This window comes from Streptomyces sp. TG1A-60 (genome assembly GCF_037201975.1).
In the GTDB taxonomy this organism is placed as follows: Bacteria; Actinomycetota; Actinomycetes; order Streptomycetales; family Streptomycetaceae; genus Streptomyces.
This window is the reverse complement of the sequence record NZ_CP147520.1, coordinates 4,626,818-4,647,717: the sequence shown is the minus strand read 5'-3', so window position 1 is coordinate 4,647,717 and position 20,900 is coordinate 4,626,818. Positions and strand designations below refer to the sequence as shown.

At 72.6% G+C, this 20,900-nt stretch carries 17 protein-coding genes; 5 read left to right on the top strand and 12 right to left on the bottom strand.

The genetic code is table 11. The features are described 5' to 3' along the window. Positions 1-2: 2 nt before the first annotated feature. Together WBG99_RS20150 and WBG99_RS20145 are read right to left on the bottom strand one after the other, a co-directional pair. The gene (locus WBG99_RS20150; RefSeq protein ID WP_338897624.1) at positions 3-1,181 is read right to left on the bottom strand and encodes an acyl-CoA dehydrogenase family protein; all 1,179 of its coding nucleotides are present in this window, start codon (positions 1,179-1,181) and stop codon (positions 3-5) included. 131 nt (positions 1,182-1,312) lie between these two features. After that, on the bottom strand, positions 1,313-2,230 hold the full coding sequence (locus WBG99_RS20145; protein ID WP_338897623.1) for an SDR family NAD(P)-dependent oxidoreductase: 918 nt from the start codon (positions 2,228-2,230) through the stop codon (positions 1,313-1,315). A gap of 104 nt (positions 2,231-2,334) precedes the next feature. Between WBG99_RS20145 and WBG99_RS20140 the strand changes: the two genes are divergently transcribed. After that, the gene (locus WBG99_RS20140) at positions 2,335-3,267 is read left to right on the top strand and encodes a cyclase family protein (RefSeq protein WP_338897622.1); all 933 of its coding nucleotides are present in this window, start codon (positions 2,335-2,337) and stop codon (positions 3,265-3,267) included. A gap of 868 nt (positions 3,268-4,135) precedes the next feature. Here the strand turns inward: WBG99_RS20140 and WBG99_RS20135 are convergent. The 4 genes from WBG99_RS20135 to WBG99_RS20120 form a co-directional block, all read right to left on the bottom strand. Further along, positions 4,136-4,675: an ATP-binding protein gene (locus WBG99_RS20135; RefSeq protein WP_338897621.1), complete on the bottom strand. Its 540-nt coding sequence runs from the start codon at positions 4,673-4,675 to the stop codon at positions 4,136-4,138. Between the two features lie 515 nt (positions 4,676-5,190). Beyond that, complete coding sequence (locus WBG99_RS20130) at positions 5,191-6,075, bottom strand: acyl-CoA dehydrogenase (protein WP_338897620.1); 885 nt, start codon at positions 6,073-6,075, stop codon at positions 5,191-5,193. 137 nt (positions 6,076-6,212) lie between these two features. Next, positions 6,213-7,343, bottom strand: a complete 1,131-nt coding sequence (locus WBG99_RS20125; RefSeq protein ID WP_338897619.1) for an acyl-CoA dehydrogenase family protein — start codon at positions 7,341-7,343, stop codon at positions 6,213-6,215. Further along, complete coding sequence (locus tag WBG99_RS20120) at positions 7,343-8,536, bottom strand: amidohydrolase family protein (RefSeq protein ID WP_338897618.1); 1,194 nt, start codon at positions 8,534-8,536, stop codon at positions 7,343-7,345. The genes WBG99_RS20125 and WBG99_RS20120 overlap by 1 nt, the downstream gene beginning before the upstream one ends. A gap of 201 nt (positions 8,537-8,737) precedes the next feature. On the opposite strand from WBG99_RS20120, the gene WBG99_RS20115 reads away from it, so the two are divergent. Next, positions 8,738-10,234: an AMP-binding protein gene (locus WBG99_RS20115; RefSeq protein WP_338897617.1), complete on the top strand. Its 1,497-nt coding sequence runs from the start codon at positions 8,738-8,740 to the stop codon at positions 10,232-10,234. Between the two features lie 21 nt (positions 10,235-10,255). Here the strand turns inward: WBG99_RS20115 and WBG99_RS20110 are convergent, their stop codons facing one another. Both WBG99_RS20110 and WBG99_RS20105 read right to left on the bottom strand, forming a co-directional pair. Further along, positions 10,256-10,768, bottom strand: a complete 513-nt coding sequence (locus WBG99_RS20110) for an EF-hand domain-containing protein (protein WP_338897616.1) — start codon at positions 10,766-10,768, stop codon at positions 10,256-10,258. Positions 10,769-10,998: 230 nt separating this feature from the next. Then, positions 10,999-11,406, bottom strand: coding sequence for an STAS domain-containing protein (locus WBG99_RS20105; protein ID WP_338900413.1), 408 nt, complete (start codon positions 11,404-11,406; stop codon positions 10,999-11,001). Positions 11,407-11,901: 495 nt separating this feature from the next. On the opposite strand from WBG99_RS20105, the gene WBG99_RS20100 reads away from it, so the two are divergent. Next, a complete protein-coding gene (locus WBG99_RS20100) occupies positions 11,902-12,483 on the top strand; it encodes a sigma-70 family RNA polymerase sigma factor (protein WP_338897615.1) in 582 nt (193 codons plus the stop codon). Positions 12,484-12,926: 443 nt separating this feature from the next. Further along, the gene (locus tag WBG99_RS20095; RefSeq protein ID WP_338900412.1) at positions 12,927-14,291 is read left to right on the top strand and encodes an MDMPI N domain containing protein; all 1,365 of its coding nucleotides are present in this window, start codon (positions 12,927-12,929) and stop codon (positions 14,289-14,291) included. A 118-nt stretch (positions 14,292-14,409) separates the two neighbouring features. On the opposite strand, the gene purU is transcribed toward WBG99_RS20095, so the two are convergent. Together purU and WBG99_RS20085 are read right to left on the bottom strand one after the other, a co-directional pair. After that, the gene (gene purU, locus WBG99_RS20090; protein WP_338897614.1) at positions 14,410-15,291 is read right to left on the bottom strand and encodes a formyltetrahydrofolate deformylase; all 882 of its coding nucleotides are present in this window, start codon (positions 15,289-15,291) and stop codon (positions 14,410-14,412) included. A gap of 175 nt (positions 15,292-15,466) precedes the next feature. Continuing rightward, on the bottom strand, positions 15,467-15,967 hold the full coding sequence (locus tag WBG99_RS20085) for a hypothetical protein (RefSeq protein ID WP_338897613.1): 501 nt from the start codon (positions 15,965-15,967) through the stop codon (positions 15,467-15,469). A gap of 128 nt (positions 15,968-16,095) precedes the next feature. Here WBG99_RS20085 and WBG99_RS20080 point away from each other — a divergent pair, with 128 nt between their 5' ends. Continuing rightward, positions 16,096-17,409: an ABC transporter substrate-binding protein gene (locus WBG99_RS20080; protein WP_338897612.1), complete on the top strand. Its 1,314-nt coding sequence runs from the start codon at positions 16,096-16,098 to the stop codon at positions 17,407-17,409. A 263-nt stretch (positions 17,410-17,672) separates the two neighbouring features. Here the strand turns inward: WBG99_RS20080 and WBG99_RS20075 are convergent, their stop codons facing one another. Both WBG99_RS20075 and WBG99_RS20070 read right to left on the bottom strand, forming a co-directional pair. Further along, positions 17,673-19,283, bottom strand: a complete 1,611-nt coding sequence (locus WBG99_RS20075; protein ID WP_338897611.1) for a hypothetical protein — start codon at positions 19,281-19,283, stop codon at positions 17,673-17,675. A 191-nt stretch (positions 19,284-19,474) separates the two neighbouring features. After that, positions 19,475-20,857, bottom strand: coding sequence for a transcriptional regulator (locus tag WBG99_RS20070; RefSeq protein ID WP_338897610.1), 1,383 nt, complete (start codon positions 20,855-20,857; stop codon positions 19,475-19,477). Between the last annotated feature and the right edge of the window lie 43 nt (positions 20,858-20,900).

Sequence of the window (20,900 nt, the reverse complement as noted above, 5' to 3'; positions counted from 1 at the left end):
CCTCAGCCCCTCGCGTCCTTCGGCTCCCTCGGCTCCTTCGGCAGACCGAGCACCCGCTCGGCGATGATCGTGCGCTGCACCTCGTCGGAACCGCCGTAGATGGTGTCGGCCCGGCTGAACAGGAACAGGTGCTGGAAGGGGTCGAGGGCGTACGGCTCGTCCGCCGACCACTCCCGCGGCCCCACGGCCGCCCGCGCGCCCCGGACCTCCATCGCGAGCTCCCCGAGCCGCTGATGCCACCGTCCCCACAGCAGCTTGGCCGCACTCGGCGCACCGGGATCCGCGGCACCGCTCCCCGGACCGCCCAGCGTCCGCAGGGCGTTCCACCGCATGACCCGCAGCTCGGCCCACTGCCGTACGAGCCGGTCGCGTACGACGGGGTCGTCCGCCGCGCCGCTCTCCACGGCCGCCCGTACGACCGCTCCCAACTCCTCCGCGAAGCCGATCTGTTGGGCGAGCGTCGACACCCCGCGCTCGAACCCGAGGAGTCCCATGGCGACCCGCCAGCCGTTCCCCTCGCCCCCGACGACGTGCTCCGCGCGCGCGTGCGCACCGTCGAAGAACACCTCGTTGAACTCACTCGTCCCGGTCAGCTGCCGGATCGGCCGCACCTCGATCCGCCCCGGCTGGTCCATGGGCACGAGCAGCAGCGACAGCCCGTGGTGGCGCCTGGACCCCGCCTCGGTGCGGGCCAGGACGAAACACCAGTCGGCCTCATGGGCGAGCGAGGTCCAGATCTTCTGCCCGGTGACGCGGTACGCCCCCTCCGCCGTGCGCTCGGCCCTCGTACGCACGCCGGCGAGGTCCGACCCGGCGCCCGGTTCGCTGTACCCCTGGCACCAGAGCTCCTCGCCCCGCGCGACGGCCGGCAGGAACCGCGCCTTCTGCTCCGCCGTCCCGTACGCGATGAGCGTCGGCCCCAGCAGCTTCTCGCCGATGTGCCCCGACCGCGCGGGCACCTCGGCGCGGGCGTACTCCTCGGCCCAGACGACCTGCTGCACGAGCGTCGCCGTCCGGTTGCCGTAACCGCCCTCGGCCCACCCGAGCCCGATCCATCCGGCGGCCCCGAGCGTCCGCTCCCAGACCCGCCGGTCCCCGCTCCGCTCACCCCGCGCCCCCGCGAGCCAGGCCCGCACCTCGGCCCGGAACGCCTCGTCCTCTTCGTCGAACCCGAAGTCCATGCTTGCCGCCCCAAGTTGGCCGACTGGAATCTCCGCCGTGTCAGCGGGGCCGCGCCCGTCAGGGGCGCGGGGAACCGCGCGACCGGCCACGAACAGCCCGCAGTCGCCGGACCATCCGTGGCCCGAGCCGGTCAGGCGCCCGCGTTCGGCCGTTGCCCCGACGCCGCGGCCCGCGCCATCGCCTCCACCCGCTCCAGCATCGGCATCGGATCCACCCCGACCGCCCCGGGCAGAAACTCCGCGATCCTCTCCGGGGTCCAGCCCCCTTCCGCATACGCGGCCCGCACCTCCCGAGGCTGGGCCCACACCGCGATCTTCGGGCCGGCGACCGTGTACACCTGCCCGGTGATCCGCTCCTCCCCGGCCCGGTCCGACAGCAGATACACCACCAGCGCGGCCACGTCCTCCGGCTCGCCGATCTCCGTCAACTCGACCGGCACCCCCGCCGACATCCGGGTGCGGGCGACCGGCGCCACCGCGTTCGCGGTCACCCCGTACCGGTGCAGGCCCAGCGCGGCGCTCCGTACCAGCGAGATGATCCCGCCCTTGGCCGCGCTGTAGTTGGCCTGGGAGACGGACCCCTGGTGGTTGCCGCTGGTGAACCCGATCAACGTGCCCGCCCGCTGCCGCCGCATGACGGCGGACGCGGCGCGGAACACCGTGAACGTGCCCTTCAGATGCGTGGCGATCACCGGATCCCACTCCTCCTCGGACATGTTGAACAGCATCCGCTCCCGCAGGATCCCGGCGACGCACACGACCCCGTCGAGGCGCCCGTACGAGGCGACCGCCGTGTCCACGACCCGCTGTCCGCCCGTCATCGTGGAGACGTCGTCGGCGACGGCGACCGCCTCGCCCCCGGCCGCCTCGATCTCCTTGACGACGGTCTCGGCGACGGAGCTGGTGGGTTCGGAGCCGTCGACGCAGACCCCGTAGTCGTTGACGACGACCCGGGCGCCCTCGGCGGCGGCGCCCAGGGCGACCGCCCGGCCGATCCCCCGCCCCGCGCCCGTGACGGCGACGACCTTGCCTGCCAAGAAGTTTCCCACCCCGGCCCCTTCCCCTCATCCCGGTTTCTGACGGACCGTTAGATTTCCTCGCACGGTGATTCTACGACCCGTCAGATACAACCGCACAAGCCCCGGGAGGGCCGATGTCATTGCCCGCGGAGTTCCTCGCCATCGCCAAGCGCGTGAACAACTGGGGCCGTTGGGGGCCGGACGACGAGATCGGCACACTCAACCTGATCACCGACGAGGTCGTACGGGAGGCCGTCGGCGCCGTCCGGTCGGGGCGTCGCGTCCCGCTCGCGCTGCCTCTCCGGCAGGACGGCGTGCAGACGGGGATGATGCCGGGCCGGGTGAACCCGCTGCACGTCATGGTGCAGATCAACCAGGAGATCTTCGGACCGGGCACGGTCGCGTGCAGCGACGACGCCGTGACGATGGGCCTCCAGGCGGCCACCCACTGGGACGCGCTCACCCATGTCTCGCACTCGGGCCGGATCTACAACGGCCGCCCTGCGGACACCATCACCCCGCACGGCGGCGCCGCCTTCGCCGGCATCGACAAGGCGCGGCACATCGTCTCGCGCGGCGTGCTCCTGGACGTCCCCCGCGCCCTGGGCCGCGGCGACGACCGGCTGCCCGGCGACCACGCGGTCACGCCCGAGGACCTGGACGCGGCGGAGGAGTTGGCGGGCACGAGGGTGCGCGCGGGTGACATCGTCCTCGTGCGCACCGGACAGATCCGGACCTGTCTCGCCGGGGACAAGCACGCGTACGCGTTCCCGTCCCCGGGACTCTCCCTGCGCACCCCCGAGTGGTTCCACGCGCGTGGCGTCGCCGCCGTCGCCAATGACACCCTGACGTTCGAGATCTTCCCGCCGGAGATCGAGGACCTGTGGCTGCCGGTGCACGCGCTCCACCTGGTCGAGATGGGCATGCCGCAGGGGCAGAACTGGAATCTGGAGGAGTTGTCCACAGCCTGTGGGCAAGCGGGGCGGTATGCCTTCCTGCTGTCGGCGATGCCCGAACCGTTTGTCGGCGCGACGGGCTCTCCGGTGGCGCCGGTCGCCGTCCTGTAGGCCCCCTGGCCGGCTGGCGACGCACCGATGCCCGCCCCGAGCACGGCACCGCGCGCCGCCATCCGGCCTCGGCGTACCCGCCCTGCTCCCTGGACCCTGTCGGGAGCCGACGCCGAAACACGACCCACGCTCGTCGAGGGCCTCCGTCACCGAGCCCCTCGTCGTCCCCTCGCGGCGAATCGCTGACCACAAGCGTGATCAAACGGACACGGCGCGTCAACACCCCGTCGGGGTGCAGCCTTCGAAAACCCGCGCCGCGACGGTGCGTACGGAAGCACATCCCGGCGCACGACCCGGCTGCCGCCGGCTGGATCGTTCCGCGCCGTGCGCTCACGCAGGCGCGTACGTCGCGAGTGTGGCGGGGTGCGCGGGGGTGCGCGGGGCCCCGGACGCCCGCGGCTCGGGGTCTGCCGCGCCCGGGCGACTGCGGGTTCGGTGCGCCTGATCGCGCCCCCGCCCCTGAAGGACTCCGTTGGAAGGGGCGCGGCTCCGGCCCGGCGGGAACCCCCTCCCCAGTGCCGCGGCAGGCGACGTTCGCCCCGTCGCGGCGCCCGGCACACCCTCTCGCCGCACCGGCCGAAAGCCCGAGTACGTCCAGGGCCTTCGGGCGGATGACGCCTTCCGTCCGGCACACCGAGAGCACGCACCGGACGCCGCTCCTTCACGGGCAAACGTCGCCCGCCGCGGCACCAGGGCGTGTTTCGGAAGTCCCGTCTGGCTCGCGACGCCTGGCACGGCACCTCGCCGCGTTGTCGGGATCGCCCGCGTACGCCCGGTACCCGGGCGACCCTCCGCCTTGCGACGCACCGCACCAGACGCCGCGAGCCCCGCCCTCCGGGCGGACGACGCCACTTTCGAAACACGCTCCCTAGACCGCCTCGTACGCCAGACCCTCCCGCGCCACCGCCGCGACCCCGGCCACCGCACCGCACGCCGGAGAGACCCTCGGCGCCACGACGCCGCCGCCCGCGCCGGAGACGCCCGACACCCCGACGGCCCCCGGCGGGACCCGGTCCAGCTCGCACCAGATGCGCTTGCCGACGCCTTCATGGGTCCAGCCCCACCGGTCGGCGAGGCCCTCGACGAGGGCGAGGCCACGCCCGCCGGTCGCGTCACGGTCGACGCACCGCGGCGCCGGCGGACACGCGCTGGCGTCGACGACCTCCAGGCGGACCTTGCCGACCGAGCCGTCACACAGCCCGGACAGCAGCAGCCGCAGGACCGCGGGCCGGCCGGTGTGGACGACGGCGTTGGTGACCAGTTCGGAGACGAGGAGGATCAGCGTCTCGGCCAGCGGCTCGTCGCCCCCTATCCCGGACCCCGCGAGCCGTGAACGGGCCCATCTCCGTGCCCGGCCCGCCTCTGCGGGGTCGGGCCGGATCTCCAGCTGCACTTGAAGCACCTGCACCGCTCACACCATCCGAACCGGCGGACACATCGCCGCACGCCCCTCGGGGGCCACGATCGTGGTCATCTGCTGCCTGGCCGACGCCACCGCCACCGGCACCGTCGGCACCGGGATCACGGAACGTGATCCCCTTACAGGACAGCATGGTTGACGTACAGTCACCCCAACAAGCGCTTCGGGCATATTCCAGCGCGAAGGAGTACGCGTACGGCATACTGTGCGACGCTCGTCGCGGGGAGTCGAACAGGCCGGAGCCGTGAGACTTCGGCCCATTTCACGAGCGGCGGGCACCGCCGGTTTCGGAGCCGCCACAGGGGCGGCACCGGCTCGGCTCGACCTCGGAACCACTCGCATCCACCAGAAGGTACCGGAGCGGGACTCCGACTCCATGCCGTGACAAGTCACACCCAGGACACAACCCGGTATCAACGCTCGGTAATTCCGGTATGCCACGTTCCGCGACATCGCACCGGTTGCCTGCCACACACTTCCGTTCCCGCCCTGGTCAGCACCGGTCAGCCCGTCTCGACCAGCAGCTCCCCCGCCAGCAGCTCCTCACTCTCCGCAAGCGATCCGCCACGTTCCGCCCGCACCCACGCCCGCTTCAGACACAGGTGTACGTCGGCCTCCCAGGTGAATCCCATCCCGCCGTGTACCTGGAGACAGTCACGGGCGCCGCGTACCGCCGCCTCGTCGGCCAGCAGCCGTGCCGCCGCGATGTCCACCGGGTCGGCGGTCACGGCCGCCGCGTACACCGCCGCCCGCGCCACCTCCACCCGCGCCAGCAGCTCGGCGCAGAGATGCTTGACCGCCTGGAACGCCCCGACCGGCCGCCCGAACTGCTCCCGCGTCCGGGCGTGTTGCACCGCCGCCTCACAGGCCCGTACGGCCGTCCCCAGCTGCTCGGCGGCGGTCAGCAGCACCAAGAGGTCATCGGGACGGGCGGAGGAACCAGCCGCCGGCACCCGATGCAGCGGCGTCAACGGATCGACCGACCGCACCACGACCGCACCGGCCGCGTCCCCCACCACCGCGTCCGCCTCGTCCAGCCACTCCACCAGCCCCCCGCCTCCGACGGCGGTCACGACGACATCCCCGGTCGCCGCTCCCGGCACCACCCCCGCCGCGAGATGCGTGGCCACCAGCGGCCCCGGCAGCAGCACCCGCCCCGCCTCCTCGAACACCAACACCGCCTCCGGCAAGCCGAGTCCGACCCCACCCGCCGCCTCGGGCAGCCGCAGCGAGAAGAAGCCGGCCGCACCCAGCTCCCGCCACAGCCCCCGATCCAGGCCGGGTCGACCGACTGCCGCCCGCAACGCCTCCGCACCGAAGCGCCGCGCCAGCACCAACCGGACACCGTCCCGCAACGCCCGCTGATCGTCAGTGAGTCGAAAGCGCATGGCCAAGAGCCCCTTATCAACACCGATCACGACAGCGCGCCCCTGCGGGGCGCGGGGAACCGCGCACGCAGCCACATACCACCCGCAGTCGCTGACCCACCACACACCCCGGCCCACCGGGCGCCCCCGGCGAACCCTCACCCCTTCGGCAGCCCCAGGATCCGCTCGGCCACGATGTTCCGCTGGATCTCAGAGGTCCCGGCCGCGATCGTGTACGACAGCGAGCCGAGCCGATCGAGCACCCAGGGCCGGTCGAGGTCCAGAGCCTCCGCCCCCAGCACCTCGGCTGCCGCGTCGTACAACTCCTGACGCGCACGTGAATACCGCAGTTTGAAGACCGACCCCCCCACCCCCGGCACACCTCCGGAGGACTCCGCCTCGCTCACGTTCCACTGCGTGAGCCGCCACAGCGCCCGGAACTCGGCGTTCAGCCGCCCCAGGCGCCGCCGGAGACCGGGGTCGTCCCAGCGCCCGCCGGACCGCGCCTTTCGCGCGAGCTCGCCCAACACCCTGCGGCAGGCGACCACTTCGCCCACGAAAGCGGTCCCGCGCTCGAACGACAGGGTCACCATGGTCACGCGCCAGCCGTCGTTCTCCTGCCCGACCCGGTTGGCGACCGGCACGCGTACCTCGTCGAGGAAGACCTCGGCGAACTCGGTGGAGCCGGCGAGGGTACGCAGGGGCCGTACGGTCACGCCGGGCGCGTCCATGGGCATCGCCAGCCACGAGATGCCCCGGTGCTTCGGCGCCGAGGGGTCGGTCCGCACCAACAGCTCGCACCAGTCGGCGACTTCGGCGTGCGAGGTCCAGATCTTCGACCCCGTGACCACGTACTCGTCGCCGTCCCGGCGCGCGCGGGTGCGCAGGGAGGCGAGGTCGGACCCGGCGTCCGGCTCGCTGAAGCCCTGGCACCAGACCTCCTCGCCGCGCAGCACCGGCGGCAGCCAGCGGGCCCGCTGTTCGGCGGTCCCCTCGGCGGCGATGGTGGGCCCCGCGTGCAGCAGACCGACGAAGTTGGCGCCGACGTAGGGGGCGCCCGCCCTCTCGGTCTCCTCCAGGAAGACGAGCCGTACGGCCGGGGAGGCGTCCCAGTGGACGTCGGCGTACCCGGCGTCGTACAGCATCCGCTGCCAGCCGAGGTCGTACGCGCGACGGCCGGGCCAGTCGTCGGGCGGCGGCTTCGGCGGCAGCGCGGGGAGCACCTTCGCCAGCCACTCCCTCAGGCGCGCCCGGAACTCCTCCTCCGCCGGGCTGTGGGTGAGATCCATTACGTGTCGAGGTCCAGGTCGAGCATGCGGATCGCGTTGCCGCGCATGAGCTTGTGGACGGTCTCGTCGTCGAGGCCCTTGACGTGGTCGAGGGCGACCTCCTTGGTGTGCGGGAAGGTCGAGTCGACGTGCGGGTAGTCGGTCTCGAAGGTCGCGTTGTCGCGTCCCACCACGTCCAGCGAGGCGATCCCGTGCTTGTCGCGGAAGAAGCAGCAGAACATCTGCCGGTAGTAGTACGTCGACGGCGGCTCGGGGATCAGGTCCCGTACGCCGCCCCAGGCACGGTGCTCCTCCCACACGTCGTCGGCGCGCTCCAGGGCGTAGGGAATCCAGCCCATCTGGCCTTCGCTGTAGGCGAGTTTGAGGCGCGGGAACTTCACCAGGACCCCGCTGAAGAGGAAGTCCATCATCGAGGCCATCGCGTTGTTGAAGGAGAGCGAGGCCTGGACGGCGGGTGGGGCGTCCGGGGAGGCGGCCGGCATCTGGGAGCTGGAGCCGATGTGCATGTTGACGACCGTGCCGGTGTCCTGGCAGACCGCGAAGAAGGGGTCCCAGTAGCCGGAGTGGATGGAGGGCAGGCCGAGGTAGGTGGGGATCTCGGAGAAGGTCACGGCCTTCACCCCCCGGGCCGCGTTCCGCCTGATCTCCTCGACGGCCAGCCCGACGTCCCACAGGGGGATCAGGCACAGCGGGATCAGCCGGCCGCCGCTGTCGCCGCACCACTCCTCGACCATCCAGTCGTTGTAGGCGCGCACGCAGGCCAGGGCGACCTCCTTGTCGTGCGCCTCGGCGAAGGTCTGCCCGCAGAAGCGCGGGAAGGTCGGGAAGCAGAGCGAGGCCTCGACGTGGTTGAGGTCCATGTCCGCCAGCCGCGCCTTCGGATCCCAGCACCCGCGCCGCATCTCCTCCCGGGTGATCCCCTCCAGCGTCATCTCGTCCCGGTCGAAGCCGACGGCCGCGATGTTGCGCTTGTACGGGAACTTCAGGTCCTCGTAGATCCACCAGTCCGTCGGCTGCCCGTCGGGGTCCATCGTGATCTGGTACTTCCCGGCGACGTACGCCAGCTCACCGATCCCGGCCGTGAGGGGCTGCGGGCCTCGGTCGCGGTACTTCTCCGGCAGCCAGGTGTCGAAGAGGTGCGCGGGCTCGATCACATGGTCGTCGACGCTGATGATGCGGGGCAGTTCGGTCATGGGTTCCCCACTCGGTTGCCTCAGTTATCTGATGGGCCGTCAGATTCACTCCATGAAGCAGGCTAGCCCCGGCCCCCTGGACCGACAAGGCGCCCGGCCCTACGCTCTGCCCAAGATCTGACAATCCGTCAGCTTCCGGCGGGTGAGCCGAAGGGGCGCGCCCCGGAGGCGAACCGAGCCTCAGAAGAAGGAGCGGCCGCCGTGAACGACACCGCCCACGCGCTCAGCGAGTCCCGCACCCTCTGGGAACTCCTCGCCCGCCGCGCCGACCTCACCCCCGACCGGCCCGTGCTCCTCCAGGACGACCGCGCCCTGAGCTTCGGCGAGCTGCGTGCCCGCGCCGAGCGGGTGGCGGCCGGGCTGTACGACAGGGGCGTACGCCCCGGCACGGTCGTCGCCTGGCAGTTGCCCACCCGCGTCGAGACGGTCCTGCTGTCCTTCGCCCTGGCCCGCCTCGGCGCCGTCCAGTCCCCCGTCATCCCCTTCTACCGCGACCGCGAGGTCGGCTTCGCGCTCCGGGAGTCCCGGGCCGAGTTCTTCGCGGTGCCGGGCGAATGGCGGGGCTTCGACCACACGGCGATGGCCCGGCGGCTGGCGGCCGAAGGGGTCTTCGAGGCGTACGACCGGCTCCCGGACGGCGACCCCTCGATGCTCCCCGCCCCGCCGGCCGACGGCACCACCGTCCGCTGGATCTACTGGACGTCGGGCACCACCTCCGACCCCAAGGGCGTCCTCCACACGGACCGTTCGCTCATCGCGGGCGGCTCCTGCCTCGCCCACGCGCTGCGGCTCACCCGGGACGACGTCGGCTCGATCGCCTTCCCGTACGCGCACATAGGTGGCCCCGACTACATGGTGATGCTCCTGCTGTACGGCTTCCCGGCGGTGATGTTCGAGCACTTCGCGCTGCCGGCCGCTCTGGAGGGCTACCGCGCGCACAAGGTGACGGTGGCGGGCGGGTCGACGGCGTTCTACTCGATGTTCCTGGCCGCGCAGCGCAAGCAGCCGGGCGTGCCGGTCGTCCCTTCCCTGCGACTGCTCGCGGGCGGCGGGGCGCCGAAGCCGCCCGAGCTCTACCACTCGGTCGTACGCGAGATGGGCGTGCAACTCACCCACGGGTACGGCATGACGGAGGTCCCGATGATCACGATGGGGACGCCGGACGACACGGCGGAGAACCTGGCGACGACGGAGGGGCGGCCACCGGAGGGGATGGAGATCCGGATCGTGGACGGGGAGGTGCGGCTGAAGGGGGAGGCCGTCTGCCGGGGCTATCTGGATCCGGCGCAGTCGGCGGCGGCCTTCGACGCGGACGGGTTCTTCGTCACCGGCGATCTGGGGCATGTCACCGACAGCGGGCATCTGGTGCTGACCGGACGGCTCAAGGACGTCATCATCCGCAAGGGCGAGAACATCTCGGCGAAGGAGATCGAGGACCTGCTGCACCGGCACCCGGCCGTCCAGGACGTGGCGGCGATCGGCCTGCCGGACGCGGCGAGGGGGGAACGGGTCTGCGCGGTGGTCGAACAGCCGCCGGGAGCCGGCCCCCTGACGCTGGAGAACGTCACCGACTGGCTGCGCGCGGAAGGACTGTCCGTCCACAAACTGCCGGAACAGCTGGAGGTGGTGGACGCCCTTCCGCGCAACGAGACCTTGCGGAAGGTGCTCAAATACCGGCTCAGGGAGCGTTATTCATGAGCAGCGCACCCAGGCGTGTGACTACTCGGGCACGGTGAAGTAGCGCGCGAACGCGGTCACGACCTCCACCTCGTCCACCTTGCCGTCGGCATTGGTGTCGAGGGCGGCGGCGGTCTCGGTGGCGATCTGCTCGGGGACACCGAGGGCCTTGAGGACCCGGGCGGCCTCCCTGACCGTGATCGCGCCGTCCCCGTCGGCGTCCGCGACCGCGAGGGCCGCGTGCAGGAAGGGGCGGGCGATGTCGGCGAAACGGTCGGGATTGTCCCGCAGCCGCTTGACCGCGCCGTTCACGAACTCGTCCCGGGTGATGCGCTGGTCGCCGTCCCGGTCCGCCATTCCGGCCATGCCCTGCCAGAACGCCTCGGCACCGCCGTACAGGGCCTGGCCTCTGTCCGAACGGGCGGGGGTGCCGAACTCGTTGAGAACCGCCTTGCTCGCCGCGCTGAAGTCCTCGCGATCGATCCAGCCGTTGCCGTCCTGGTCGAAGGTGGCGAACCGGGCGGCGATCCTGCGCTCGTACTCGCTGCTGACCATGTCTCTTCGGGCCCGCCTAACGTCAAGTGGGGTGCTTCTCCGAGGGAGCGTACGACGTCGGCGACCGGGGCGGAGCGGGAAAGCGGCCCTTGTACCAAGACTGCGGGAATTCCGGGACGACGATGTGGCCGCCGGGGCGGTGGGGGCGTCTCCCGCTCCAGCGGATCCGAGAGTGGGGAGAATGGGGAATCTCACACATGCGTACTGCTCACCGCGGTGGGCGCGACCGGTCAGGCCGACAGGGGGTCGGCCTGGTCGTCGGAGTCCGGTACGACCGCCGAGTCGACGTCCGGGTGGACGTCGAAGAGACGGCGTATGCCGAGGGCCGCGAGGACGCGGCTGACGTGCGCGCCCTCGGCCGGGCCGCCGCCCGCGTGGCCGTCGGCGGGGAGGATCAGCCGGAGGCGGCCCCGGCAGGAGCGCATCAGCCGCCGGGTGGCGACCAGGACGCCCACGCCGCTGGAGTCGCAGAAGACGACGCCGGAGAGGTCGAGGACGAGACTTCGGCGGCCGTCGGCCACCGCCTCGTGCACCCGGTGGCGCAGCACCGGCGACGTGACCAGATCCATCTCCCCCGACACGTGCAGCACGGCCCAGTCACCGTGCTCGCCGTCGGTCACTTCGAACGCCACCGCGATGCCTCTCAGTCGCCGTACCGGAAGCCACTGCACCGCTCCCTGCTGCGCGGCTGCCCCGCCGTCGTTCCATGAAACACCCGTACTCCACCGAAAGCGCGTGGTAGGCGAGCAATTTCAGAAGCCTTTTCGGTGTGATTTCCATCGAGTACGGTCACCTGTGATCGACTATTGATCACAAATGGATGCGACACGGCCCCGAGTGGTCGGATCCGCGCAGGGCAGGCGCCATAGAGATTCACACAGGGATGCGAAGCGCGGGCAGAACGCCCACGTGGGCGGGGTGAAGCGTGGGACGGAGGAGGTTCATACCACCATCGGCCTTGCGAGGGGCGCACATTGCCATAAAGGGGCGTGCGCGGTCAGCAGTGCCGACTACATTCGGGACGGCAGTACACGCAGGCTGGAATCGGGCTGGAACCAGACCGGGTCGACACGGGGTGCACGGCTCGGCGGTCATCAGGAACGGCGCAGGTACGAGCAGGGTGAGGGGGCCGAATGGCGACGAAGGACGCACCGCCCCGGTGGGACCGCAGGATGCAGCAGCGGCTGGCGCGCGGCGAGGCGGCTGCGCTCGGTGAGCTGTACGACCGGTTCGCGTCCCTCGTGCACGGTCTCGCGCACCGTGTCCTCGGTGACGAGCGGGCCGCCGACGGCATCACCCGCGAGGTGTTCCTGCGACTCTGGGAGGACCCCGAGGCGTACGACCCCAGGCAGGGGCCGCTGCGCTCCTGGGTCGCCGCGCTGACCCACCGGCTGGCCGTGCAACGGCTGCGCGCCGCCGAGACCGCCGCGCTCGCCCGGGGCGGCGAGGGCACCACCGAGGATCTGGAGCGCAAGGTCCGCCACGCGTCGGTCGCCGCCCGCGCCGACTACATAGTGCAGGCCATGCCCGCCTCCCTGCGCACCGCTCTCGAACTCGCCTACTTCCAGCGCCGCGACTACCGCCAGACCGCCACCGACCTCGGCGTCACCGAGGACGAGGCCCGTCGCCGCCTCCGCCTCGGCCTCCAACTCCTCGCCACCGCCCACGACACCCGCTTCTCCGGAACCCCACCCGAATACGGGGGTGCGGTATGACCGGGGCGACAAGCCCTTCCGGCGCGTACGACGACGATCCGGAGAGCCCGGGCCTTCACGAGACGCCCGAGCGGGCCTCCGCACAGCCCGACATCGGCAGGGTGCCGCCGGCCGGGAAACCCTCGGCCGGCGACGGACCGGCGGACGAGGCGCCGCCGAACGCCCGGGTCGGTGGCAGCGGCGTACCGTCGGCCCGGGGGCTGGTGGACGACGACGGGCCGTCGCACGAGGACGGTGTGCGGGAGCCCGGCGGTTCTGACGGGCCGGGCAGGGCCGACGGGCACGACGTGCCGGACTCGGGCGGCCGGGCAGGCTCCGGTGACGCCGTGGGCGGCGACGGTGAGCCGGTGCGTCCCGGTGGCGGTGGGAGTGGCCTCGACGGGCCGTCCGGTCCGGGCGGGCCTCGGGACGGTGACGAGGGCGAACCGGCGGGGCCGCCGCGCATACCGCTGCCGCGCTTCTCCGTGGAGGACACCGGGCTGCCGTTGCCGGACACCGCGCCGGAACCGGCACCGCCGACGCACCCGCCCCACCCGCCCCACTCGACGCCCTCGACGCCCTCGGCATCCGGGTCGCCGGACTCGCCCGGGTCGGCTGAATCCGGCGAGGCGGCCGAGTCGGCGGTTCATCCCGTATCGCCCGCCCCGCCAACCCCACCCGCTCCCCTCGTCCTGGAGCACCACGTGCTGAAGGCGCTGCTCGGGGCATGGGCGCTGGCGGTGTGTTCGGCGGAGGAGTCGCTGGCCGTCGAGGAGCACCTCGGTGCGTGCGGCGCGTGCGCGGACGAGGCCCGGCGGCTGCGCGAGGCCGTGGGCCTGCTGCACCCGCCGGAGAGCCTCGACCTCGCCCCGGCCCTGCGTACCCAGGTGCTGGACGCCTGCCTGGGCCGGCGCCCGCCGCGCATCCCCGTACCGCGCTGGGCCGCCCCGTACGACGCGGAGACCGCCCGGCTCGACGCGCTGCTCCAGGACATCGGCGCCGCCGACTGGACCGCGCCCGTGCGGCTGCGGTGGTTCGAGGGCGAGGGGCCGGTGAGCCGGCGTACGACCGTCGCCGGGGTCATCGCCCACCTGCTCACCGTCGACGGACTGGTCGCGACCACGCTCGGCCTGGACGACCCGCTCGGTCGGCCGGTGCCGGGCCAGGACGACCGTACGCCGAAGGGGCGCACCGAGGCGTACTGGAAGGCGTCCCGCTTCCCGCCCACCCACGCCGTCCGCGTGCCCTGGCGGCAGCAGAGCCACGACATCGTCCGCACGACCGCGTTCACGGGCGGCGGTGGCCCGGACGGCTCCGACAACCCCGGCCGGCTGCCTGTCTCGTACGGCGGCTTCGAACTCCCGCTGCGCGACGCGATGCTGGACCGGGCGTTCGAGTGCTGGATCCACGCGGAGGACATCGCCGAGGCGGTGGACTACCCGTACGAGCCGCCCTCCGGCCGCCATCTGCGCGGCATGATCGACCTGGCCGCCCGCATGCTGCCCGCGTCCCTGGCCGAGCGCCGCCGGACGGGGCTGGCGGCCCCGCCCCCGTCCGGCCGCCACCTCGTGGCCGCCGGCACGCCCGGCCGCAGTCTGCGCCTGGAGATCGAGGGCTCCGGCGGCGGCGAGTGGCTCATCCCCCTGGACTCCCCCGCGGCCGTCGGCTCCGCCGCCCACGAGGTCGCCCACGTCGCCCTCGACGGCGTCGAGTTCTGCCGCCTCGCCGCCGGCCACGTCCCTCCGGAGGAGGCCGCGGCAGGCCGGCACGGCGACCGCCAGGCGATCCGCGACGTACTCTTCGCGGCGGCGGCGTTGAGCCGGATGTAGATGCGGGGCACAGGGGCGGCACGACTGACCGCCGCCGGAGCGGTCGGAGAGAGGGCCGGGCCCGTAGGGGGCGGGGACTGGGGCCCCGAGCCACTGGGCGCCCCGGCCCGGCGGCGCCCTACGCGAAGACGACCGTCCGTCGCCCGTTCACCAGGATCCGGCGCTCGGCGTGCCACTTGACCGCGCGCGCCAGCGCCTGGCACTCCACATCGCGCCCGATGGCGACGAGCCCCTCGGGGGTCACCCCATGGCCCACCCGCTCGACCTCCTGCTCGATGATCGGCCCTTCGTCGAGGTCGGCGGTGACATAGTGCGCCGTCGCCCCGATCAGCTTCACACCCCGCGCGTGCGCCTGGTGATACGGCTTCGCGCCCTTGAAGCTCGGCAGGAAGGAGTGGTGGATGTTGATGATGCGGCCGTTGAGCTGCTTGCAGAGGTCGTCGGAGAGAACCTGCATGTAGCGGGCGAGGACGACCAGCTCGACGTTCTCCTCGCGCACGATCTGCAGCAGCCGCGCCTCGGCCTCGGCCTTGGTGTCCTTGGTCACCGGAACGTGGTGGAAGGGGATGTCGTACGACCGCGCCAGCTCGGCGAAGTCGGTGTGGTTGGAGACCACGGCCGCGATCTCCACCGGCAGTGCCCCGGTGCTCGCCCGGAAGAGCAGGTCGTTCAGGCAGTGGCCGAACCTGCTGACCATCAGGACGATGCGCATCCTCTCGTCGGCCCGGTTGATCTGCCAGTCCATCTGGAAGGCGTCACCGATCGCCGCGAAGCTGGCCCGCAGCTTCTCCACGCTCACCGGCGCCTCCGCCGAGAAGTGGACGCGCATGAAGAACAGACCCGTGTCGTGGTCGCCGAACTGCTGGCTGTCCTCGATGTTGCAGCCGGTCATGAAGAGGTAGCTCGACACGGCGTGCACGATGCCCTGCTTGTCCGGGCAGGCGAGGGTGAGGACGTACTGGTCGGCGGGCGCCGCGGCTCGGGTGGACTGCTCGTTCATGCCCGACAGGGTCCCATAGGGCGTACCCGTGTCGGCAATCGTCCCGAAGCCCGGACGGCCCGCCACCCGCCGCCTTCCCGATCGGCTCGGTCCTTGCGGGTCCCCGCCCCGAGGACCTGAGGGGCCCGCCCCGAGATCCTGAGGGGTCCTCGGCCCGAGGGCCCGCAAGCCACCCTCAAGCCGCTCGCGTCATGATCCGCAGCACCTCAAGCGTGCGTGGCGCGGTGTCCGGGTCCTCCCCGTCGCTCGCCGAGAGGCGCACATGGGCCTCGCGGGCCGCGCGGACCGCTTCGGGCCAGGCCGGGTGGTCGAGGTACGCGGAGACCTGGGCGTCCGGGCCGACCTGGTGCATGATCCGCAGCACCCGCAGCACAGCGGTGTCGACCAGGGCGGCCTCCTGGGCGTCCCGGAATATCGTGCCCACGTACTTGTCGGCGGACCAGTTGTCCAGCCAGGTGTCCTCGACCAGGCGGTACACGGCGTCGGTGACGTCCCCGTACCCGTCGACACCGGCCAGCCAGACGTTCTGCTGGAACGGGGGGTCGGAGAGCATGTGCAGCGCGGAGCGCACATTGCTGCGCCAGCGCCACCACGGCATGTCGTTCAGTGGCATGCCGCCCATGGTGGACGAGCGACGCCCGCGGCGGGAAGAGGTCTCCGGACCTTGGACGGTCATCGATCGTGCGTTCCTCTCTGAAACCACTCGAAAACACGATCGTAGCTCCCCGCAATTCACCTCCCGGTCACTTCACGTTGACCATCCGTCACGCCCGGGTTGGTTATGTGACGGAATCGTGCGGGGCCATGACCGGCTTCCAGGCACGACGGACCCCCGCTCCCCAAGGCCTCGCCAGTGGCTTCACCCGACGCCTGGCAAGAGCCACCACGGCCACCACGCTGGCGGCGTGCGCGTCACTCGCCGCCGGGTGCGGGGCCGTCCCCGGCACCACGGGGGGTTCCGGGGACGGCCCCATCACCGTCATGACCTGGGCACCCGAGAAGACGGCCGCCACCAACAAGCCCGGCATGCCGGCCATGGCCAAGGCCTACGCCCGCTGGATCAACGCGGGCGGCGGCATCAACGGCCGCGAGCTGAGGATCCTCACCTGCAACGACCGCAACGAGACCGTGGCCGCCGCGAAGTGTGCCCGCCGGGCCGCCGCCGAGGACGTCGTCGCGGTCGTCGGTTCCTACAGCCAGCACGGCCGCTCCTACCTCGCCCCGCTGGAGTCCGCCGGCATCCCGTACATCGGCGGCTACGGCGTCACCGACGACGAGTTCTCCAGCTCCCTGTCCTACCCGGTCAACGGCGGCCAGGCCGCGCTCATGGCAGGCCTCGGCGAACAGCTCGCCAAGGCCTGCGGCCCCGTCGCCCTCGTACGCCCGGACTCGATAGCCGGCGACCAGCTGCCGCTGCTGCTGGACTCGGGGCTGCGGTCGGCGGGCCACGACGAGTCGGAGGACCAGCTGGCCGCCGAGGACGCGAACGAGTACGCGGGGCACGCGCAGGAGGCGCTGCGGCGGGCGACCGCCGACCCGGCCGCGCGGGGGTGCGTGGTGCCCGCGCTCGGCGACCGCACCTTCACCTTCATGGACTCCTTCCGCCGCGACCGCGACGACTACCCGGCCGTCCGTACCGGCACCGTCCTCGGCAGCGTCGACCAGACGGTGCTCGACGCGACCGGCGGCAGTTCGGGACCGTACGAGGGGTCGTACGTCACCGGCTGGTATCCGGTGGAGTCCGACAAGCGGTGGGACCGGATGAAGAAGGTGATCCGGGAGCACGCCTTCGACGACAACCGGATCGACCCGGCGGATCCGGGTGTGCAGACCACGTGGATCGCGTACACCGTCCTGACGACCGCCATCGAGAGGATCGGCGACGGCGAGGTGACCTCCCACGCGATCCGCCGGGTCCTCGACGACGGTCTGAAGGTCGCCACGGGCGGACTGACCCCGCCGCTCCGCTGGCGCTTCGAGGACCTCATCGCCGCCGCCGACTTCCCCCGGCTGATCAACGCCGAGGTCACCTTCCAGGTCGTACGCAACGGTCAACTGACCGCCGCCCGGCAGGGTTTCGTGAACGTGGAGAAGACCCTGGTGGAGGCGGAGGGCTGAACCACCGGGCCACGAACCGGGCCCGGCCGCGCATTGGACCCGGCCGCGAGCCGCGCCCGGCAGCGAGCCGGACCGGGGCCTCAGGCCGGACAACGACCTCGTCCGCGAACTCGGCCCCGGACCGGGACTGACTGAACAGTCGTTCGATGTGGGGCCCGGTCGGCCATCGGTCGGCTGCCTCGGGTGCGGAGACGGCCCCTCGCCTCGGAGCCGGCGACAGCCGCTCGGCCACGGACCGGTGGCCACCCGTGGCCACGGTGCCGCTACAGCTGGACCGCCTGGCGCTCCGTCAGGCCGTAGGTGGTGGCGATCACGTTCCACAGCTCGGCGGCCTTGGCCTTCTCGGCGCTCGCGGTGCCGCTGGCCGCGTTGCCGGCCTGGGTCTGCCCGGTGGTGCGGGCCTGGCCCTTCCGGCAGCCCTTCTTCCCGGCGGCCTGGTCGGCCCAGGCCGCGTAGTGGTTGTCGGCGGAGGCCGAGGCCTTCCATGCCTTGGTGAGCGCGGTGGTCAGGGCCACGTTGTCCGGCAGCTTGTCCACGGACAGCTCGCCGAGCCTGGTCACCAGGTCGTTGCGCTGGGCGGCGGCGTCCCGGAGGTCGGTGGCGGCCTGGCCCAGGTTGGTGCAGGTCTTGATGTTCGCGACCGCCTTGATCACGCTGCTCCGGCTGTCGCCGCTGTCCGCCAGCAGCTTGTCGAGCGCGACGGCCTGCTCCTTCGCCGGGTCCGCCGACGGGGGTGCCGACTCCCGGGGCGCGGCCCCGGTCGCGGAGACGGGCTTGTTGTCGTCCTGGGACCGGTCGCTCCCCGAGCCGGACATCAGGGCACCCGCCCCGATCCCGAGCACGGCGATCCCCACACCGAGCGCGGCGATGAGCGGCACCCGGGACCCCGTACGGCCCCCTCCGCCACCGCTCTCGCGTCTCGCGGAGGCCCGCCCGCCGTGACCACCGTGACCGGCATGACCACCGTGACCGGGCCCCTGGGGTGCCCGTGCGGCCGACGGGTGTTCGATCTTCGGCAGTTGCTGCGTGGCCCCGGCGGCTCCCCCGGTCCCGGCCCCCGACTCGCTCCGGAAGAGACTGTCGAACACGTCCGGCTGCTGCTGTGCCCGCTGCGGCGCGCCGTACGGCTGGGGCTGCCCTTCCACCGGCGGTATGTACTGCGTGGCCTCGGCGTCCGGGTTCCCGGCGGGCGGCAGCGGCATGGCGCCGTTGTCCGGTACCCGCGGCAGGTACGTCGTCGCGGCGGCCGACGCCTCCGGCGGCAGCGCGCCCGGTCCCACCGGCGGCAGGAACTGCGTGGCGGCCTCCGCGGCGGGCGCCTGCGGGGCCACCGGCGGCAGGAACTGCGTCGCGCCTTCGTCCATGGGCACGGCCCCGGCCTGCGGGACAGGAGGGATGTACTGAGTGGCCGCCTCGTCCATGGGCGGCAGCGGCGCACTCTGCGGCGACTGCGGCGCGGCAACCGGCGGCAGCGGAGCACCCGAGCCCGCGCCGCCGTACCCCTCGACACCGTACGACGGCCCCTGCGCGCCCTCCGGCGGCAACGGCATCCCGCGCTGACCGTCCCGGGCGCCCTGACCGTCCTGCCCGTCCCAGGCGCCCTGGGGGCCGTACCCGCCCTGGACGCCCTGGGCGCCGTACGCGTCGTGCGTCCCCTGGCCGCCCCACTCCGGGTTGGGAGCTCCGCCCCACTGATCGGTGTGCGGCAGGGCGGGCGCGGCGGTCCCCTCAGGGCCCCACCGGCGCTCCCACGGCTGGACCGGGTCCGTCGGCAGATCGCTCGGCAGAAGGGGCGCGCCACCGTCCGAGGGCAGCACGATGCCTTCGCGCGCGGTCCGCGCCGAGGGCTCCTCGCCCTGTCCACTCTGCGTCACCGGGACTCCTACGAATGGGGGACTTGCGGAATCGTCGGCTCACGCTACCGGGTCTCGGTGACAAGCCATGCACCACCTGTGCCCCGGACACCCATGAAAGCCACGCAGAACCTTCCCCCGTGCGGGGCGCGCGACCGGCCACGCGGAGCCCGCGACCGGCCGTGAAACCCGAGCCCCGGCCCCCGGAGCGCCTACGCCGCCTGCAAGTCCATCCGCTCCCCGAACTCCCGGACCACCGCCTCCTCCCGAAACGGCTCCAGCCGCTGCTGGAAGTCCTCCAGGTACTCCGCCCCCCGGTTCGACCGGAGCGACCCCAGCAACTCCACCGCCTTCAGCCCCGTATGACAGGCCTGTTCGACTTCCCGCCGCTGTGCCTGTGCCGTGGCGAGCAGCACATACCCGATGGCCCGCCGCCGGGCCCGTGACTCGGGACACCCGGCCAGCGCCTCCTCGGCCCGCCGGGCCGCCGCCTCGGCCTGTCCGAGGTCGCGGTGGCAGTGGGCCAACTCGTCTGCCAGATAGGCCTCGTCGAAGTGCCCGATCCACGTCGGGTCGTCCCCTGCCGAGGGGTCCGCCGCCTCCAGCGCCTCGACGGCGCGCCCCGCCGCCGCCTGCGCGGCGCGCGCGTCGCCCATCAGCGCGTGCCCGCGCGCCTCCGCCGCGTGGAACATCGACTCCGCGCGCGGCGTGGCCCGTCCCCGCGCCCCTTCCTGCGCCGCGCGCGCCAACTGCGCGATCTCCCGGGGGTTTCCGAGCTGCGCGGCGAGATGGCTCATGGACGCGGCGAGCACATACCCGCCGTACGCGCGGTCACCCGCCGCATGCGCGAGGCGGAGCGCCTGGATGTAGTACCGCTGGGCGAGGCCGGGCTGCCCGGTGTCGACGGCCATGTACCCGGCGAGTTCGGTCAGCCGGGCGACCGCCGCGAACAACTCCCGCCCGACCGCCTCCCGGTAGGAGCCGGCCAGCAGCCCCGAGACGACGCTGTTGAGGTAGTGCACGACGACCGGCCGTACATGTCCGCTGCCGTACTGATGGTCCAGGTCGACGAGCGACTGCGTCATCGCGCGCACGGCCGCCACGTCGGCCGGACCGACCCGTGGCCCGGCCGGGCGGGCCACCTGGGAGTCCGGCGTGGAGATCAGCCAGTCACGGCTGGGCTCGACGAGCGCGGAGGCGGCGACGGACGACCCCGAGAGGAAGTCCCGCCGCCCCACGTCGCTGCGCCACAGCTCGCAGACCTGCTCGATGGCTCCCAGTACCGTCGGCGAGAACTGGAGGCCGACGCCGGACGCGAGGTTCTTGCCGTTGGCCATGCCGATCTCGTCGATCGTGACCGTCCGGCCCAGCTTCCGGCCGAGCGCCTCGGCGATGATCGCGGGCGCCCGGCCCCGAGGCTGCTGTCCACGCAGCCAGCGGGCGACGGACGTCTTGTCGTAGCGGAGATCGAGACCGTGCTCCGCGCCGCACATGTTGACCCGCCGGGCCAGCCCCGCGTTGGAGCAGCCCGCTTCCTGGATCAGCGCCTGCAGTCGTTCGTTCGGCTGCCTGGCGACGAGCGGCCTTGCGGCCATGAAGTACCCCCTGTGGCTGTGGTGCCCTGCCCACGCACCGAGT

What these genes read in the sequence shown, in the direction of transcription:
- WBG99_RS20150 (WP_338897624.1), bottom strand. Translation starts at nt 1,181, where the DNA reads ATGGACTTCGGGTTCGACGAAGAGGACGAGGCGTTCCGGGCCGAGGTG.
- WBG99_RS20140 (WP_338897622.1), top strand. Translation starts at nt 2,335, where the DNA reads ATGTCATTGCCCGCGGAGTTCCTCGCCATCGCCAAGCGCGTGAACAAC.
- WBG99_RS20130 (WP_338897620.1), bottom strand. Translation starts at nt 6,075, where the DNA reads ATGCGCTTTCGACTCACTGACGATCAGCGGGCGTTGCGGGACGGTGTC.
- WBG99_RS20125 (WP_338897619.1), bottom strand. Translation starts at nt 7,343, where the DNA reads ATGGATCTCACCCACAGCCCGGCGGAGGAGGAGTTCCGGGCGCGCCTG.
- WBG99_RS20120 (WP_338897618.1), bottom strand. Translation starts at nt 8,536, where the DNA reads ATGACCGAACTGCCCCGCATCATCAGCGTCGACGACCATGTGATCGAG.
- WBG99_RS20110 (WP_338897616.1), bottom strand. Translation starts at nt 10,768, where the DNA reads ATGGTCAGCAGCGAGTACGAGCGCAGGATCGCCGCCCGGTTCGCCACC.
- WBG99_RS20100 (WP_338897615.1), top strand. Translation starts at nt 11,902, where the DNA reads ATGGCGACGAAGGACGCACCGCCCCGGTGGGACCGCAGGATGCAGCAG.
- purU (WP_338897614.1), bottom strand. Translation starts at nt 15,291, where the DNA reads ATGAACGAGCAGTCCACCCGAGCCGCGGCGCCCGCCGACCAGTACGTC.
- WBG99_RS20085 (WP_338897613.1), bottom strand. Translation starts at nt 15,967, where the DNA reads ATGACCGTCCAAGGTCCGGAGACCTCTTCCCGCCGCGGGCGTCGCTCG.
- WBG99_RS20080 (WP_338897612.1), top strand. Translation starts at nt 16,096, where the DNA reads ATGACCGGCTTCCAGGCACGACGGACCCCCGCTCCCCAAGGCCTCGCC.
- WBG99_RS20070 (WP_338897610.1), bottom strand. Translation starts at nt 20,857, where the DNA reads ATGGCCGCAAGGCCGCTCGTCGCCAGGCAGCCGAACGAACGACTGCAG.